This window comes from Christiangramia qingdaonensis, assembly GCF_048381525.1.
In the GTDB taxonomy this organism is placed as follows: Bacteria; Bacteroidota; Bacteroidia; order Flavobacteriales; family Flavobacteriaceae; genus Christiangramia.
The window spans coordinates 35,815-52,792 of record NZ_JBLWIM010000015.1 but is presented as its reverse complement, the minus strand read 5'-3'; the positions used below and the strand labels follow the sequence as shown (position 1 = coordinate 52,792).

14 protein-coding genes are annotated in these 16,978 nt (G+C 38.8%); 6 read left to right on the top strand and 8 right to left on the bottom strand.

Annotated features, from left to right (window positions below):
* Positions 1-6: 6 nt before the first annotated feature.
* The gene (locus tag ACNI3T_RS11550; protein WP_418227940.1) at positions 7-2,436 is read right to left on the bottom strand and encodes a YfhO family protein; all 2,430 of its coding nucleotides are present in this window, start codon (positions 2,434-2,436) and stop codon (positions 7-9) included.
* Between the two features lie 62 nt (positions 2,437-2,498).
* A complete protein-coding gene (locus ACNI3T_RS11545; protein ID WP_418227939.1) occupies positions 2,499-2,792 on the bottom strand; it encodes a DUF4834 family protein in 294 nt (97 codons plus the stop codon).
* A 106-nt stretch (positions 2,793-2,898) separates the two neighbouring features.
* Between ACNI3T_RS11545 and ACNI3T_RS11540 the strand changes: the two genes are divergently transcribed.
* Positions 2,899-3,864, top strand: a complete 966-nt coding sequence (locus tag ACNI3T_RS11540) for a transporter (RefSeq protein WP_418227938.1) — start codon at positions 2,899-2,901, stop codon at positions 3,862-3,864.
* A gap of 49 nt (positions 3,865-3,913) precedes the next feature.
* On the opposite strand, the gene ACNI3T_RS11535 is transcribed toward ACNI3T_RS11540, so the two are convergent.
* The 3 genes from ACNI3T_RS11535 to ACNI3T_RS11525 all read right to left on the bottom strand — a co-directional run bounded on the left by ACNI3T_RS11535 (position 3,914) and on the right by ACNI3T_RS11525 (position 8,552).
* Complete coding sequence (locus ACNI3T_RS11535) at positions 3,914-5,176, bottom strand: aminotransferase class I/II-fold pyridoxal phosphate-dependent enzyme (RefSeq protein WP_322302710.1); 1,263 nt, start codon at positions 5,174-5,176, stop codon at positions 3,914-3,916.
* A gap of 138 nt (positions 5,177-5,314) precedes the next feature.
* A complete protein-coding gene (locus tag ACNI3T_RS11530; RefSeq protein WP_322302709.1) occupies positions 5,315-6,355 on the bottom strand; it encodes a PLP-dependent cysteine synthase family protein in 1,041 nt (346 codons plus the stop codon).
* A gap of 70 nt (positions 6,356-6,425) precedes the next feature.
* The gene (locus ACNI3T_RS11525) at positions 6,426-8,552 is read right to left on the bottom strand and encodes a S9 family peptidase (RefSeq protein WP_418227937.1); all 2,127 of its coding nucleotides are present in this window, start codon (positions 8,550-8,552) and stop codon (positions 6,426-6,428) included.
* Positions 8,553-8,616: 64 nt separating this feature from the next.
* Between ACNI3T_RS11525 and ACNI3T_RS11520 the strand changes: the two genes are divergently transcribed.
* A complete protein-coding gene (locus tag ACNI3T_RS11520; protein WP_418227936.1) occupies positions 8,617-8,940 on the top strand; it encodes a YbaB/EbfC family nucleoid-associated protein in 324 nt (107 codons plus the stop codon).
* Positions 8,941-8,985: 45 nt separating this feature from the next.
* Here the strand turns inward: ACNI3T_RS11520 and ACNI3T_RS11515 are convergent, their stop codons facing one another.
* The 3 genes from ACNI3T_RS11515 to ACNI3T_RS11505 all read right to left on the bottom strand — a co-directional run bounded on the left by ACNI3T_RS11515 (position 8,986) and on the right by ACNI3T_RS11505 (position 13,195).
* A complete protein-coding gene (locus ACNI3T_RS11515) occupies positions 8,986-9,501 on the bottom strand; it encodes a redoxin domain-containing protein (RefSeq protein ID WP_141877618.1) in 516 nt (171 codons plus the stop codon).
* Positions 9,502-9,580: 79 nt separating this feature from the next.
* Positions 9,581-10,609 carry a threonine aldolase family protein gene (locus ACNI3T_RS11510; RefSeq protein ID WP_418227935.1) on the bottom strand — a complete coding sequence of 343 codons (1,029 nt, stop codon included), beginning with the start codon at positions 10,607-10,609 and terminating at the stop codon, positions 9,581-9,583.
* Between the two features lie 198 nt (positions 10,610-10,807).
* Positions 10,808-13,195: a zinc-dependent metalloprotease gene (locus ACNI3T_RS11505; RefSeq protein WP_418227934.1), complete on the bottom strand. Its 2,388-nt coding sequence runs from the start codon at positions 13,193-13,195 to the stop codon at positions 10,808-10,810.
* A gap of 95 nt (positions 13,196-13,290) precedes the next feature.
* Between ACNI3T_RS11505 and prfB the strand changes: the two genes are divergently transcribed.
* The 4 genes from prfB to ACNI3T_RS11485 all read left to right on the top strand — a co-directional run.
* Positions 13,291-14,389, top strand: a protein-coding gene (gene prfB / locus ACNI3T_RS11500; protein WP_418227933.1) for a peptide chain release factor 2 whose coding sequence is annotated in 2 segments (ribosomal slippage) — positions 13,291-13,353 and positions 13,355-14,389 — 1,098 coding nt in all. Because the reading frame shifts where the segments join, the coding sequence is not laid out codon by codon here.
* Between the two features lie 51 nt (positions 14,390-14,440).
* Positions 14,441-14,785: an arsenate reductase (glutaredoxin) gene (gene arsC / locus ACNI3T_RS11495; RefSeq protein WP_322302703.1), complete on the top strand. Its 345-nt coding sequence runs from the start codon at positions 14,441-14,443 to the stop codon at positions 14,783-14,785.
* Between the two features lie 11 nt (positions 14,786-14,796).
* On the top strand, positions 14,797-15,165 hold the full coding sequence (locus ACNI3T_RS11490) for a hypothetical protein (protein ID WP_418227932.1): 369 nt from the start codon (positions 14,797-14,799) through the stop codon (positions 15,163-15,165).
* Positions 15,166-15,276: 111 nt separating this feature from the next.
* The coding region (locus ACNI3T_RS11485) for an outer membrane beta-barrel protein (RefSeq protein WP_418227931.1) at positions 15,277-16,978 on the top strand (1,702 nt) is incomplete at its 3' end.

The following is a 16,978-nucleotide window of genomic DNA, read 5'->3' as shown; positions in this document are numbered from 1 at the left end:
AGAGATTTAAATTTGGTCACGATTTTTGATCTCGTATCCTAGTCCGCCCAATAATATCAAACCAAATAGAATAGAGCTTACAAGAACGATCGTGCTTCCGGTTTCCACAACCTGAGGTTCAAACTTAAAAGTAATATCATGATTCCCTGCAGGCACATTCATAGCTCTTAGTGTATAATTCGCCTGAATATGATCAACTTCCTGTCCATCGATATAAGCCTGCCAGCCGGGTTGATAATAGTTTTCAGAAAAAACGATAAACTGAGCGGTATCTGCTTCGTATTTGTACTTGAGTTCATTCGGTTTTTGTGATACTAGATTTATTTTAGCGCTGGAACTATACACAAATTCATTACTCACCTCGTCTTTAAATTCAGAATTAACAACAGCGGTGTTCATCAGGTTGACATCCTTCAGAATCTGAATTTCCTCGTTCTGAGTTTCCACCCATTTGATGGTTTCAACCGCCCAGGCATTTCCAAAGGCCTGCGGGTTTTCCTGCGCCTGTATTCCGTTTTCCGTAGGAACAATAAAATATTTTACATTTAGCATGCTTAGAATTTCCATATCATTCTTAGCAATATAGAAATCAAATAGATCCTGTATCCTGCCCGGTTTGGCAGCGTGATAACCACCTAATGCATTATGATAATAAGAAGTTCTTCCTGTATTAAACGGACTTCCGGAAACATCAAACACGCGATAATGCGTAGTATCTTGCAGGATCTGATCATCTGCAGCATATCGCTCGTATGGCTGATCGATCTTTCTGGATTGCACAAAGTCATCACTATTTACATAACGCCTGTCCACTCCAATTAAATCGACAAGTATAAGCACTGCAAAACCTGCAATAAGTAGATTGGACCGTAACTTACTCTTAAGATATGCCCAGATCAAACCAACTCCCATACCGGTAAAAAGTAAGGATCTCATCACATCACTGAAGAAGATATCTTTTCTATCTTCCTTCAAAGCATTGATAAAATCCATGCCGAACTGCTCCCTGTACAACGAGTCGTTAGCACCGGCAAAATCGAATACTGAACTCAGCAGTAAAAACAAAATAAGCAGGCCTCCGGAAATAAACCCTGAATATTTTAGGGCATTTAATTTTTCTTCCGAAGATATTTTTTTAGATAGTAATTTATGTAGTCCTACGATCGCTAATAGGGGTAAACATAATTCCAGCAACACCTGAATCGATGACACTGCACGGAACTTATCATATAATGGTACAAAGTCTATAAAAAGATTGGTGATAGGATTGGAACCGGCAAACCAGTTTTTTCCCCAACTCAAAATCAAAGCAAGTATACTGCCACCAGCTACCCACCATTTTAATCTTCCTTTTATAAGAAATAGGGCAAAAATGAATAAAAAAATGACACTCGCTCCTATATATGCTGGTGCGCCAACAAATGGTTGATCTCCCCAATAAGTTGGAGCCGATTCTGCAAAATCTTTGGCCTGAGCCGGTGCAGCTCCAAGTTTTAATATAGCATCGTATAAATTGGAATCGCTACCAATATTTTCTGAACTACCTCCGCCAAGTAACCGAGGAACCATTAAATTGAAGCTCTCCAGAATTCCATAACTATACTCCGTGATATAATCGTAGCTAAGACCAGATTCTGTCTTAGGAGCACCGTCTGGACCTATGCTTAGATCTGACTCTCCCCTGGTGCTGTAGTTGGCATATTCACTGGTAGCAAGCAGGCTGGTTGCATTCATAGCCAGGGCAAGAACCACCGCAAGAACCATAACTACGAGTGATTTAAAATAATTGCCTATCCAGGCCTTTTTAAACGCATCTATAAAGTAAACGATGCCAAGAACTATGACCAGAAGCAACAGGTAATAGGTCATCTGGAAATGGTTTGCCTGGATCTCGAGAGCCATTCCAACGCTTAAGAGCAGGAAGCCCCAAACATTTCGATTTCTGAATATTGAAATGATACCAGCAAGCACAATGGGCATATAGGCAACGGCATGAGCCTTGGCATTATGACCAATTCCAAGAATTATTATGAGATAAGTGGAAAAACCAAATGCAAGAGAGCCTACAAAGGCAACCCGGTAATCTATTTTTAGACAGAGAAGTAAAATATAAAAGCCTATAAAATAAAGAAACAGGTAATCTGCCGGCCGGGGTAAAAATCTCAATGCAGAATCGAGTTTTTTAATGTAGTTATGCGGATAGTTTGCTCCTAATTGGAAGGTAGGCATTCCTCCAAAAGCAGAGTCTGTCCAATAAGGTTCTTCTCCCGTTTGTTCCCTAAAGTCATTCTGCTCCTTGGCCATCCCGATATACTGAATGATATCGCTTTGATAAATTTCCTTTCCCTGTAGGACAGGATGAAAGTAGAATAGGGATAAAACAACAAATCCTGCCAGGACCAGCAGGTGTGGTATGAATTTCTTAATATCAGGCATTCACGAGTCTTTTGAAACTGAAAATTTTAAAAGCAGGATCTAAAACCTGCTAAGTATCGAAATTAATCAATTTCTTCGTAATCGATATATTCGCCTACCTTTTTATCCTTATTGGGTTTGGCTTTAGGTTCCTTACCAATATTTGTAGGATTTGACTTTGACTTTTTGGATGCCGCGCCGCCAAACTGCTGACCAAATTGTTGGCCAAACTGCTGTTCGAACTTTTTACCCATTTTCCGCATAAAATATTTGAGAATAAGAGGGCCGAAAAATCGAATTATTATTTTGAATCCGAAATATATAAGTAATACTACAAGTACAAATTTTAATACTCCAGATAAGGATGCTTCTAACATTCTAATGCTTTTGACAAAAATAAAAATTAGCGCTTAGATTGGAAGTAGCTTCAGCAATAAAATTATAATAAAACTTATATCTTTGATTGAATTAACTCCGCAAGTTATGCGCATTACATGCATCTTCAGCCTGATTCTGCTATTAGCAGTCTTCACCACTCAGGCCCAATATACTGAAACCATAAACTCCAACCGCCCGGGACAATCACAGGGCGCTTTCGCTGTAGGAACCAATGTGATTCAGCTGGAATCCGGATTCTACCTTGGAAACGATATGCATGAAGGTCTGGGCGCCGATATCGACATTTGGGGAGTAGACTATCAACTGCGATACGGTCTATTGATGGAAAGCCTTGAAATCAATCTTACTGGTGCTTTTGAGAATCAGGATATCGTTCGGAATTTTCTTGGGAATACAGTAGAAACTTCGGGTAGAAATTTTAAGTCAAATACACTTGGTCTTAAATATCTATTCTATGATCCATATAAGAATATGGAAGAGGAGAAACCAAACATTCGAAGCTGGTATGCGAACAGAAAGTTTAAGTGGAAAACCCTGATTCCTGCAGTTTCGATCTACGCCGGGGCAAACTTCGCCTTTGGTGATAATCCTTATCTGGTCGAAGGAGAGAATAAATTTAGTCCGAAGGTAGCTCTTATCACTCAAAATAATTGGGGACGGTGGGTATTGGTGATGAATATCATTGCAGATAAGCTAACCGAGGAATATAGAACCTACACAGGAATTGCAACAGTAACCCATACGATCACACCTAACTTTGCGATTTTTGGAGAATACCAGGGAATTAAAAGTGACCTGTACGCTGATGATCTACTTCGTGGAGGTGCTGCTTATCTTGTGGGTGAAAACCTTCAGTTTGATGTAAGCGGACTGGTAAACTTCAAAGACACTCCTTCCCGCTGGCAGGTTGCCCTCGGGGTATCATATCGATTGGATTTGCACAAAGTAGATGAATTCCTGGAAGAGTCCAATGAAGGAAATAAAAGACGTGCAAGGAGCAGGAAACTAAGCCGTGAAGCTGAGGAAGATTCTGAAGATAACGATCAATAAAAAAAGGCCGGAAATTCCGGCCTTTTTTTATTATGATAGTTGATACTCCTTATTTATTAGACATCGCTGCTTCTACTGAAGCTGAAAGTCTTTTGTACGTACCATTTTCAAGTCTTTCTCTAATTGCTGAAAAAGCAGTTAAGGTTTCTTCAACATCCTGTAACGTATGCGTAGCTGTTGGAATCATTCTAAGCAGAATAAGACCTTTAGGAATTACCGGATAAACTACAATCGAACAGAAAACACCATGATTTTCACGAAGATCTTTTACGAGAGCCATCGCTTCCGGAATACTTCCTTTCAGATAAACTGGAGTCACACAACTTTGCGTAGTTCCAATATCGAACCCGTTATCTTTTAATCCGTTTTGCAAAGCATTTACGTTCTCCCAAAGTTTTTCTTTAAGTTCTGGCATTGTTCTTAACATATCCAGGCGTTTTAAAGCTCCAACTACCAATTGCATTTGTAGCGATTTAGCGAACATTTGAGATCTCAGATTATATTTCAAATAATCCATGATCTCTTTATCTCCAGCGATAAATGCACCAGTGCTTGCCAGGGATTTGGCAAAAGTTGCGAAGTATACATCAATATCATCCTGTACGCCTTGCTCCTCACCTGCTCCGGCTCCTGTCTTACCAAGAGTACCAAAACCATGGGCATCATCTACGAAAAGTCTGAAATTATATTTTTTCTTTAATTCAACGATCTCCTTCAGTCTTCCCTGCTCTCCTCGCATCCCGAAAACTCCTTCAGAAATTAGCAAGATACCGCCACCTGTTTGTTCAGCGATCTTAGTTGCACGCTGCAGGTTCTTCTCGATACTTTCTAAATCGTTGTGTTTGTAAGTAAATCTCTGTCCAAGGTGAAGACGAACACCATCAATGATACATGCGTGAGCATCAACATCATAGACAATAACATCCTGCTTGGAAACTAAAGCATCTATAGTAGATACCATTCCCTGGTATCCAAAATTCAACAGGTATGCTGCCTGTTTATTTACAAAAGAAGCAAGTTCATCCTGCAACTTTTCATGAAGATCTGTATGACCACTCATCATTCTGGCTCCCATTGGGTAAGCCGATCCATAATCTGCAGCTGCCTGAGCATCTACTTTACGGACTTCAGGATGATTGGCAAGACCAAGGTAATCGTTAATACTCCAGGTAATTACATTCTTACCTCGAAACTTCATTCTATTGGAAATAGGTCCTTCAAGTTTAGGAAATACAAAATATCCTTCTGCCTGTTCCGCCCACTTTCCTAACGGTCCTTTGTCTTTGTAAATTTTATCAAATAAATCCTTCATCGGTCATTTTTTAGACGAGCCGCAAAAATACTGAAAATTGGCCCAATTTTACAAGGTAAATTATAAACATCGAAATCTAACAAAAACAAAAGCATCCTGCAAAGAACAGGATGCTTTTTGTTAATAATTGTTAATATTTTATTTGATGATTTCTATGGATTGAGATTTCGAATCTTTTTGTGTGTCAAGAAAACCCTGCTCATTCATCCAGTCATCGCTATAGATCTTACTCATATACCTTGAACCATGATCTGGAAAAATCAATACCACCTTAGAATTCTCATCAAATTCACCTTCTTCTTGATATTGTTTCAATCCCTGCATTGCTGCTCCACTGGTATAGCCTACGAATAGACCTTCGGTACGCGCAAGTTCTCTGGCAGTATGCGCAGCATCCTCGTCACTAACTTTCATGAACTTATCGATCATGTCAAAATCTGTAGCTGATGGGATCAGGTTCTTACCAAGACCTTCAATCCTGTAAGGATAGATCTCATCCTTATCAAACTCTTTGGTTTCATGATATTTTTTCAATACTGAACCAAATGCGTCGATTCCTAGGATCTTTACTTCAGGATTTTTAGACTTCAAATATCTCGCAGTTCCAGAAATTGTTCCACCAGTACCGCTACAGGCAACAAGATGCGTTATAGTTCCTTCAGTTTGCTTCCAGATTTCTGGTCCCGTTGAATTAAAGTGAGCATCAATATTTAGCTCATTAAAATACTGATTAATATATACCGAACCTTTAATTTCAGAATGAAGTCTTTTTGCAACTTCATAGTAAGAGCGTGGATCATCTGCTGGAACGTTCGCCGGGCATACATGAACCTTTGCTCCCATTGTCTTCAGCATATCGATCTTATCTTTCGAAGACTTTGAACTTACCGCAAGAATACAATCGTAACCTTTAATACAACTCACCATCGCAATACTAAAACCTGTATTACCTGAAGTTGTTTCAATAATAGTATCTCCGGGCTTCAGAATTCCTTTTCTTTCAGCTTCTTCAATGATATACAAAGCGATCCTGTCCTTCGAGGAATGACCTGGATTAAAAGCTTCGATCTTTGCGGAGTATTTTCCGGGGAAATCTTTTGTGATTTTATTTAAGTTGATCAACGGGGTGTTTCCAACTAATTGCAATACGTTATCGTAAACATGCAAATCTTCTCTCATAAAATGATCTTTAAATAAAATGCATTTTCACACATTTTACTAATCGACAAATTTAAGTCAAATTTTTTAATTACTCTTTAATACCTTCAAGATCCAGCAAAAACGCGTATTCTTCCGCGACTTCTTTAAGCGCTTCAAACCGTCCTGAAGCACCACCATGACCAGCATCCTTATTGGTATGTAATAACAGAACGTTTTGATCTGTCTTATATTCTCTAAGTTTCGCAACCCATTTAGCAGGTTCCCAGTATTGCACCTGGCTATCGTGAAGACCTGTAGTAATTAGCATATTGGGATAATCCTGTTTTACTACATTATCATATGGAGAATATGACTTCATATAATCATAGTATGACTTTTCATTGGGATTACCCCATTCGTCATATTCGCCTGTTGTAAGAGGAATACTATCATCCAGCATTGTAGTAATGACATCTACAAATGGCACGGCGGCAATTACTCCGTTATATAAATTTGGAGCCATATTCACCACTGCACCCATCAGTAATCCTCCTGCTGAACCTCCCATGGCATATAAATGGTTGGAAGAAGTATAATTTTCCTGTATCAGAAATTCAGAAACATCTATAAAATCTGTGAATGTGTTTTTCTTCTGAAAAAGTTTCCCATTCTCATACCATTCCCTGCCCAGATATTCACCACCTCGAATATGTGCAATGGCGTAAATGAATCCGCGATCCAGTAAACTCAATCGAACAGTTGAAAAGTATGGATCAATTGTAGAACCATAAGAACCATAAGCATATTGCAGAAGGGGATTTTTTTGATCCTTCTGAAGTCCCTTTTTGTAAATTAATGAAACAGGAATGCTAGTGCCATCTTTTGCTGTAGCCCAGATACGTTCTGAAGTATAATTATCTTTATCAAAATTTCCACCAAGTACTTCCTGCTCTTTTAGAACTGTCTTGTCTCCGGTCTTCATGTTATACTCCACAACTGAAGTTGGAGTAGTAAGGCTGTTGTAAGTATACCTCAACAATTCTGTGTCAAAATCAGGATTTATGGAAGTGTAGGCAGTATAGGTTTCGTTATCGAACGGAATGTAGTATTCTTTATTCCCTTCCCACTCGATGATCCTTATCTTGTTAAGTCCGTTTGTTCTCTCGCTAACTACAAGGTATTTCTGGAAGATATCGATATCCTCTAACAAGAAATCCTTTCGATGAGGAATCACATCTTCCCAGTGCTCCTTTTCAGTTTTAGCAAGCGGAGTCTTCATTAATTTAAAATTCGTGGCATCATCCTTATTGGTGACTATATAAAAATTGTCCTTGTAATGGGCGATGCTATATTCAAGTCCGCGTTCACGAGGCTGGAAAATTTTAAATTCTTTGTCCGGCGTATTAGCGTCAAGAATCCGGTATTCGGTAGTTAAAGTACTATGAGATCCTATGATAATATATTCCCTTGATTTGGATTTGTAAACATAGGAATTGAAGGTTTCGTCCTCCTCTTCATATACTAGCTCATCGGTTTCAGGATCTGTTCCCAAAATATGCTTGTAAATTCTGAAAGATCTTAAAGTTTGAGGATCCTTTTTAGTGTAATAAAGCGTTTTATTATCGTTCGCCCAGGTTGAACCACCCGTAGTATTTTCAATATTTTCATCGTAGATCTGACCTGTTTCCAGGTTTTTGATCCTGATGGTATACCGTCTTCTGCTTACCGTATCGGTTCCAAAAGCCACCATTGTGTTATCTGGTGAAACATTAAGACCTCCAAGGCTATAGTAGTCGAAGTCTTTCGCCATCTCGTTCACATTGAACATCACTTCTTCGTCTGCCTCAAGAGTTTCCTTCTTACGACTATAAACCGGGTAATCATATCCTTTCTCGAACCGGGTTATATACCAGTAACCATTTAACTTATAAGGAACAGACTCGTCATCTTCTTTAATGCGGCCCTTCATCTCCAGGAATAATTTCTCCTGAAGATCTTTAGTATGAGCAGTCATTTGATCGTTGTATGCATTTTCAGCATTCAAATAATCCAGTACTTCCTGATCTTCCCGCTGATTCATCCAGAAATAATTATCGATACGCACATCACCATGCTTCTCTAATTTTTTCTCGATCTTTTTGGCGATCGGAGCCTGCAAATTCTTTTCCAAATCATTGTTTTTTTGAGCGCTTGCAAATGTAATGCATCCTAACACAATAACGAATAGTCTTTTCATAATGGCATATTTCAAACCTTAATTTAGTAATTTTGAGCTTACCAATTTTTAAAATGATATATATATGTTTGGAGATATGATGGGCATGATGAATAAGCTGAAAGAAGCCCAGGAAAAAGTAGAGCAAACCAAGAAGAGACTTGATACAGTATTAATAGATGAACAATCTGCAGATGGACTGCTAAAAGTGACCATCACAGCAAATCGAGAAGTCAAAAATATTAGTGTTGACGAGCAATTACTAAATGATAAAGAACAACTGGAAGATTACCTGGTTCTTACGATGAACAAAGCGATCAAAAAGGCGACAGATATCAACGAAGCTGAAATTGGTTCTGCAGCTAAAGATGGAATGCCAGACATTCCAGGAATGGATATGTTCAAATAAAAAAAGCGGGCACAGCCCGCTTTTTTTATGTTTATTCTAAAATTACTATGCCTCTCCCCTGGCAGGGTAATCTTCTTTATTTACAAAAGAGATCGATTTTATAAGATCCACAAATTGTGGTCTTGCGAATGGCATAGACTGAATACTCGCTGAATATAAGGTACTATCAGGTCTTATTAGGAATAAAGCTGGTTCTACAAACTCAGCAGGTTCAGAATCCTTAATCCCTTCAGATACATACAAATCCCACTTTCTTCCATCTTCTACATCAAAACTATGACCTATAGTGAGATTATCAACATCCCATTCTTCCACAGTTTTCTCAGCTAACTCTTTAGTATTGGAGCTTACACAAATGATATTGACGCCCTTATCTTTAAAATCGTCTACCATAGTGTTCAATTCCTCAAGGTAGCTTTTACAAACCGGGCAGTGTATACCTCGGTAAAAAATAAGCATGGTGAAATTCTCAGGTTGGTTATCTCTAAGGTTCCAGTCCATACCATTAGTAGTTTTTACTATAAGTTCTGGAACTGCCTGTCTTGGTCTTAAATTTTTCATTGCTTTAAGTTTTTCCGAAAATTACAGGAAAGTCTATTTCTTCTGTGATAAAGCCCTGCTAATATTTAGTTAAGAAACTCTAGAAACGTATTTTCTGCAAGGTTTCCTTAAAGAATTGGTGCATCTCCTCACTATAATCCAGATGAGTTACAATTCTAAGTTTTCCCTGTCCCATATTACTTATTCGTATGTTCTTCTCATCCAGCTTTTGCATGAACTCCAGTTCTTTAACATCATCCTTCAGATAGAATATGATAATATTGGTTTCGGTTGGTTCAAGACTCTTTACATAAGGCTGTTTTGACAATAATTCTGAAAGTTCTAATGCGCGATCATTATCTTTCTTCAGCTGCTCAAGATGATTATCCAGAGCGTAGATTCCTGCGGCAGCCATAAAACCTACCTGGCGCATTCCTCCACCCAGAACTTTTCGAACTCTAATGGCATTTTTCATCAAAGATTTTTTACCAATAAGCACTGAACCCATTGGAGTCCCTAAACCTTTAGAAAGACAAACCGAAATGGTATCGAAAACTTTTCCGAAGTCTTTGGGAGTATAATCTTTTTCAGCAAAAGCATTGAAAAGTCTGGCTCCATCAAGATGTAATCCAAGTTCATGACGATCGCACACTTCACGAATCTCCTGGATGGTTTCAAGTTCATAGCATGCTCCACCTCCTTTGTTCGTAGTATTTTCCAGACAGACAAGAGTAGTCAACGGACTATGGTAAAAATCTGGAGCATTGATATTTTCTTCTACCTGGGAAGCAGTGATCATCCCGCGATCTCCATCCACAAGCTTACAGGAAACACCACTATTAAAGGAAACACCACCACCTTCATAATTGAATACATGCGCCCACTTATCACAAATGAGTTGCTCTCCGGGTTGCGTATGTAGTTTAATCGCAGCCTGATTCGCCATGCTTCCCGTAGGAAAAAATAAAGCTTCATCCATTCCGAACATATCTGCTAGCTTTTTCTCCAAAGCATTTATAGTCGGATCTTCTTTATATACATCATCCCCAACTTCCGCAGTCATCATCGCCTGCATCATTCCTTTTGTTGGCCTGGTTACGGTATCACTTCGTAAATCTATTTCTTTCATCAAATAAGTTTTGCTGCTTGCTAAGGTAAAAACTTAAAATTTCTTTCAGCGGTATTTCAAATTGAATAAATGGCACATCTATTTGCTATGGACATTATTCATAAATAGAATGAGCGCAATGCACGGGCACTCTATGGGTCGCAGTATTAATACTTCAAATTTAAACCCCTCAAATTGCACGATACTAAGAATTACCGATTAATTACCAATAGGTGATCCATCGGGTATCTTCGGAATATTCATTTTCAACTGAAATTGTTCTGGATGCTCCCTGAATTCTTTGATAGTTCTCAGCATTTCTCTGTTTACTGAGGTATCATTCTTCTGAAGCCATTGTCGTAGCCCATCAATTTCAGCGTTTGCAACCGATTTAACCAGGCTCGTGGATTTATCACTGGCAGCAAGATTGAGAAGGTGTTTAAAAACCACGAAATTTACTGTTTGCTGAACCTTATTAAGGTATTCATCTTTATAAACTGACTTGATTGTATTGCGAACAGTTTCCTGCAACAAAAACTCCAGACCTGGATTGTTTTTATCTACTGCCTTTTGCTGAATTAATCTTTCAGCTCTCGCTGGATGAAAAAGGAATTGCATGGTCATCCCTGCCGCAGTCGCAGGCGCCCCTAACAAATCAAACGCAACATCGGTATTACTTTTAAAACTTTCCCGGTCACGACTAAATCCAAATGCACGTGGTGGAAACAGCTCCAGCTTTTCCTTCGGAATTGCGATTTCTTCAGCTTTAAGAGTTTTCAATATCTCTTTAATCGCTTTCTTCTGAATATTACCATCCAGAATTTTCACGTTTAAGTTATCCGCTCCTTTAACCGCATATTCATATTCGAGTCCGCCCACAAGTTTTACTGCAGCTTCAGTTTGGTATCTATGGAAAAAATACAACGGTACAAAAACATCTTCCAGTACAGAAAATGGTTCTCCATTTCTAATATTATCAGCTGAAAAGTTTTGTATTGCCTGTTTGCGAATCTTTAGAACATCTTCAAGTTCATCAACCGCATTTTTACCATTATCCCATAAGTGAGCGAGTGCATTTGCTCCACCTGCAGCCCGGGCATCAGCATCAGATATAAAAATGAGTCCGTTTCTGTTAGCTTCTTCAAGAGTTTCATTTAAATATTCACTTTCGTTCTCTCCCTTCGGAATATCACCATAACTATATTGAACGGTAACCTTGTCCCACTCCCCTATTCCTTCAGCGTAGGCATCTTCCGCAGAAATTTCGCCATTCTTCAAACTGAATTGTGGATGAGGGTAGTCCATTACAGAGGCTCGGTCACTAGTACTTGCTGCAAAGTTATGAGCAAAACCTATAGTGTGGCCCACCTCATGTGCAGATAACTGTCTAATCCTGGCTAGCGCAAGTTCCATCATAGGTTCAATATTATCATCAGATTCTGCAAAGGGCTTATCTAAAAGCGCCTGTGCAATCATAAAATCCTGGCGAATCCTCAAACTACCCAAGCTAACATGCCCCTTAATAATCTCGCCAGTTCTTGGATCTACAACGCTTGCTCCATAGCTCCAACCCCTGGTAGATCTATGAACCCACTGGATCACATTATATCTTACATCGAGTGGATCTGCATCTTCAGGCAGCATTTTAACCTGAAAGGCATCTTTATAACCAATGGCTTCATAAGCCTCGTTCCACCAGGATGCACCTTCCAGTAAAGCAGAGCGAACGGGCTCAGGAGTTCCAGGATCTAAATAATAAACAATAGGTTCAACAGCTTCGCTTACTAATGAATCTGGCGTCTTTTTTTCCAGCCTATGCCTTATCGCATAACGTTTTGTGATTGGTTCATAAACCGGACTTGCATAATCCTGGTAAGAAATAAAGATCGCACCGCTTCTGGGATCGAATACTCGTTTCTTATAATTATCGTCTGGTAACTTCACGAAAGAATGATGCTGTTTAACGGTAATATTATTGGCGTCTGGCACCACCGAATTTACTGTTCTTCCTGTAGGTTTTCCCGAAAATGTAAGAAGCGCTTCAAACTCCACATTCTCTGGAAAGGCTTTAGTGCGATCCAGGCTAAGAGCACTTTTGGACTTGTCGAGGCTGTAAGAACCAAATTTACCTCTCTTAAGCTTCTCACTAACACCATGGGCATCTTCCAATAGAAACGGTGTAAAATCAATGACATAAGTTGAATCTTTAGTCTCTTTGATTTCAAAACCAAATATGACCGACTCTGCAAATGCTTCTTTTACACTATTCTTTTCTGCCTGATTGGAAGTGATCGCTCGATAATTTTGATTGGGCTCCACTAATAGCAATTTATTACCTGCCTTTCTAAATTCCAGAACCTTCGTATTACCAAGTTGCCCCCTGTCAAGTCCAATATCATTTGATCCTACTCCGGTAGTTAAGAACTGGGTATACAAAAAAGCAGTATTTAAGCTGTCCACTTCCAGGTAGATCTCGTCCTCATTTTCGTTATAGTGAAAATCAAAAAATCCTTCATAAGATTTAAGATCCTCTTTTTTCTCAAGGAATTGTGCGTTTATAGACATGGATATACTGAATGCCAGAAAGATAGATATGAAGTAGCGCATAGATGGATTTTTTAAAGCCGTCTAAAGCTAAAAATTATTCGTTAAATACTTTCCCGAAACACCCCTAAATTCTATTTTTACATCAAATCGAACATATGATTACTACCGAGAACATAAGAGATCTCAAAGAGCGCCTGGTTGCGTTAAGGAGGTATCTTTGACATTGATGCCAAAAAGATTGAAATAACCAACATGGAGGAAAAGACCTTTGCTCCAGACTTCTGGAATGAACCCAAAAAGGCTGAACAGATAATGAGAGAGGTCAATGCTGAAAAAAGTTGGGTAAATGAATATGAAAAAGCTGAAACTTTAGTAGAAGATCTTGAGGTCCTCTACGAGTTCTATAAGGAGGATGAGGCTTCTGCGGAAGATGTACAGCAAAGAAATGACGAAGCTCTTGATCTTATTGAAGACCTTGAGTTTAAAAACATGCTTTCCGAAGAAGGAGACAGCATGAGTGCAGTTTTGCAAATTACTGCGGGTGCTGGGGGTACTGAAAGTTGCGACTGGGCTGAAATGCTTATGCGCATGTACATGATGTGGGCTGATAAGCGTAAGTATAAGATTAGAGAATTAAATTATCAGGGCGGTGATGTAGCTGGAATTAAAACGGTTACACTGGAAATCGAAGGTGAATTCGCCTTTGGTTGGCTAAAAGGTGAAAATGGAGTGCACAGGCTTGTGAGGATCTCTCCTTTTGATAGTAATGCCAAACGGCACACCTCATTCGCTTCTGTTTATGTCTACCCACTGGTAGATGATACTATAGAAATTGACATCAATCCTTCAGATCTTAGCTGGGAAACGATGAGATCTTCCGGAGCAGGTGGACAAAACGTAAATAAAGTGGAGACCGCTGTACGTCTTCGTCATGAGCCGACTGGAATCGTTATCGAAAATTCTGAAACCAGGTCTCAGCTTGAAAATAAGAACAAGGCGATGCAATTATTGAAGAGTCAGTTATTTGAAATTGAACTTCAGAAGAGACAGGCGCAACGAAGAGAAATCGAAGATTCTAAGATGAAGATAGAATGGGGTTCACAGATCCGTAATTACGTGATGCATCCTTATAAGCTCGTGAAAGATGTTAGAACTGCGGAAGAAACCGGAAATGTTGATGCTGTAATGGACGGCGCTATTGATCCTTTTCTGAAAGCTTTTCTGATGATGATGGGTCAGAAAAATGAAGATTAGTTCATATTAAAGCTTTTATTGTTTAATCTGAAATGTTTATATTAAGACTTGATGAAATATACTATTTACCATAACGCAAGATGTAAGAAATCCAGAGAAGGACTCGAACTTCTGAAGAATTCTGGTAAGGAATTTGTAATCAGGGAGTACCTTAAAGAGCCACTTTCAGCAAAAGAGCTTAAACAGCTACTCACGAAATTGAGTTATACCCCTATTCAATTGATGCGAACCGGAGAAAAGATCTGGAAAGAGAATTATAAAGGGAAAGATCTAAGTGAGGATGAATTAATCCATATTATGGTGGAAAACCCTAAATTGATTGAAAGGCCAATTGTTGAAAATGATAAAAATGCAGTAGTTGGAAGACCTGCTACTGAAATTGATAAATTGCTATAATTACTACTCATATGAAACTACAATACAGGATTACAATTATTGGTCTGGCCGCTGCGGCAGTAGCTGGTTTCGTATACTCCCAGATCCATATTCACGAAAAAAATCGCAGGGAAATTAGAGAGATCGCCGCTGAGCTTGCTCTAACCTGGAAAAATCAGTTAAACCTGACCTTAGGACAGACGCAACTTCTGGAAGATGCGATCATAGAATACACGATTAAGAAAAACGAGATCATTAATTCCAGTTTAGGAACTGGTCAGCAAGTGAATAAATTGAAAACTATCCAGAAGAGTGAATACAAATCACTTCAAAGATTTCTTGATGAGGAGCAATTCGAAAAATATATTCATCTAAATAAACAGCTTACCAGAAAATCCTGATTTACAAATAGCTGCAATTGTTTATTAAACCAAATTTTGCGCTTAACAATATTTTAACCCTCGTTCATTAAACTAAGTGAGTTTCCTGTGGTCATAGGGTAAAAATATATAATGACCAATCGGAAGATCTATACCCTAAGTTTACTATTCCTATTCATCGGCTTGCTGAGTTTTAAATCTTACGCTCAGGGCCCTTCACCTCTTAAAAAATACACCATTTCCGGAAAGGTTCTGGACGACGAGCTAAATGTTCCTCTGGAATATGCTACTGTCGCAGTTCAGAATACCAACGATCCTTCAAAAGTAGATGGAACTGTTACCAATATAGATGGTGAATTTGAGATCACGGTGCAGGAAGGTACCTATACGATCACCGTAGAATTTATCTCTTACGAATCCAAAGTATTTAAAAACCGAAATGTGAATTCAGATCTGGACCTGGGAACTATTCTACTAGGACTGGGATCTGAAAATCTCGATGAAGTAGTTGTTCGGGCAGAAACTACCCAGGTAGATGTTAGACTTGACAAGAAGATCTACAACATTGGAAAAGATCTTACCACCGCTGGTGGAACTGTTAGTGATGCCTTGAACAATGTACCTTCTGTTACCGTGGATATCGATGGCGGAATCAGCCTTCGTGGTAATGAGAACGTGAAAATTCTTATTAATGGTAAACCTTCAGCTATGGCTGGATTTGGTGACACCAATGTTCTAAATAATTTACCTGCTGATGCTATACAACGTGTGGAGGTAATTACTTCTCCTTCGGCGAGATATGATGCAGAAGGTACGGCAGGTATTCTGAATATAATTCTTACTCAGAAGGAAACGCTAGGTTTTAATGGTTCTTTCACGGTGAACGTTGGTACACCAACAAATGCAGGTGCAAATGCGAACCTTAATTACCGTACAGAAAAATTCAATTTATTTACAACGACCGGAGTTCGATATAATGAATCTCCAGGAGGCGGATTTTTTGATACCAGATATTTTGAAAATAGTTCTACAGATTATTCCCGAATTTATGAAGACAGGGATATCGATAGGCTGAGCAGGAATTTCAACACCAACTTTGGAATGGAGTATTTTCTGAACGATCAATCATCTGTAACAGGAACAATTTTCTACAGAGGTGGTAATGATGTGGATATAACTACTAATAATTCAGATTACTTCACGAGTGATGCTGGTCTTGCCCTGCAGACTGAACGTCGAGAAAGACAGGAAGAAGATGATAACAGCTGGCAATTTGCTTTGAACTACATCAATAACTTCGACGATAAAGGCCATACCCTTACGGCAGATTTCCAGTATGAGATTGATGGTGAAACTCAGGCTACCAGAATTACAGAAGATATTTTTAACAATCCTGAAAATATAGATTTTGCTTTGATTGGTGAGAACGTCAACCAGATCGAAGATCAAACAGAAATTTTGATCCAGACAGATTACGTTCTTCCATTAGGGGAAGATTCTCAATTCGAAGCCGGTTACCGTGGTAATTTTGAAAATGAAGTTACAGACTATGAATTGTTTCAGGAAGATGTGAACTCCGGTAATTTTATTCTGAATGAAACATTAACCAACGAATTCGATTACACCGAGAATGTAAACGCTCTCTATACTCAATACGGTAGTAAATTTGGACAATTATCCTTTTTACTCGGGTTGAGATTAGAAAATACGCAGTTAAAAGGTAAGATCGAAAGTGAACTTACAGATGCCCAATTAGAAGAAGCTTTTGGTATACCTATCGATACAGATTTTGACAATAATTACCTGGGGTTATTTCCAACTGTAAACCTTATCT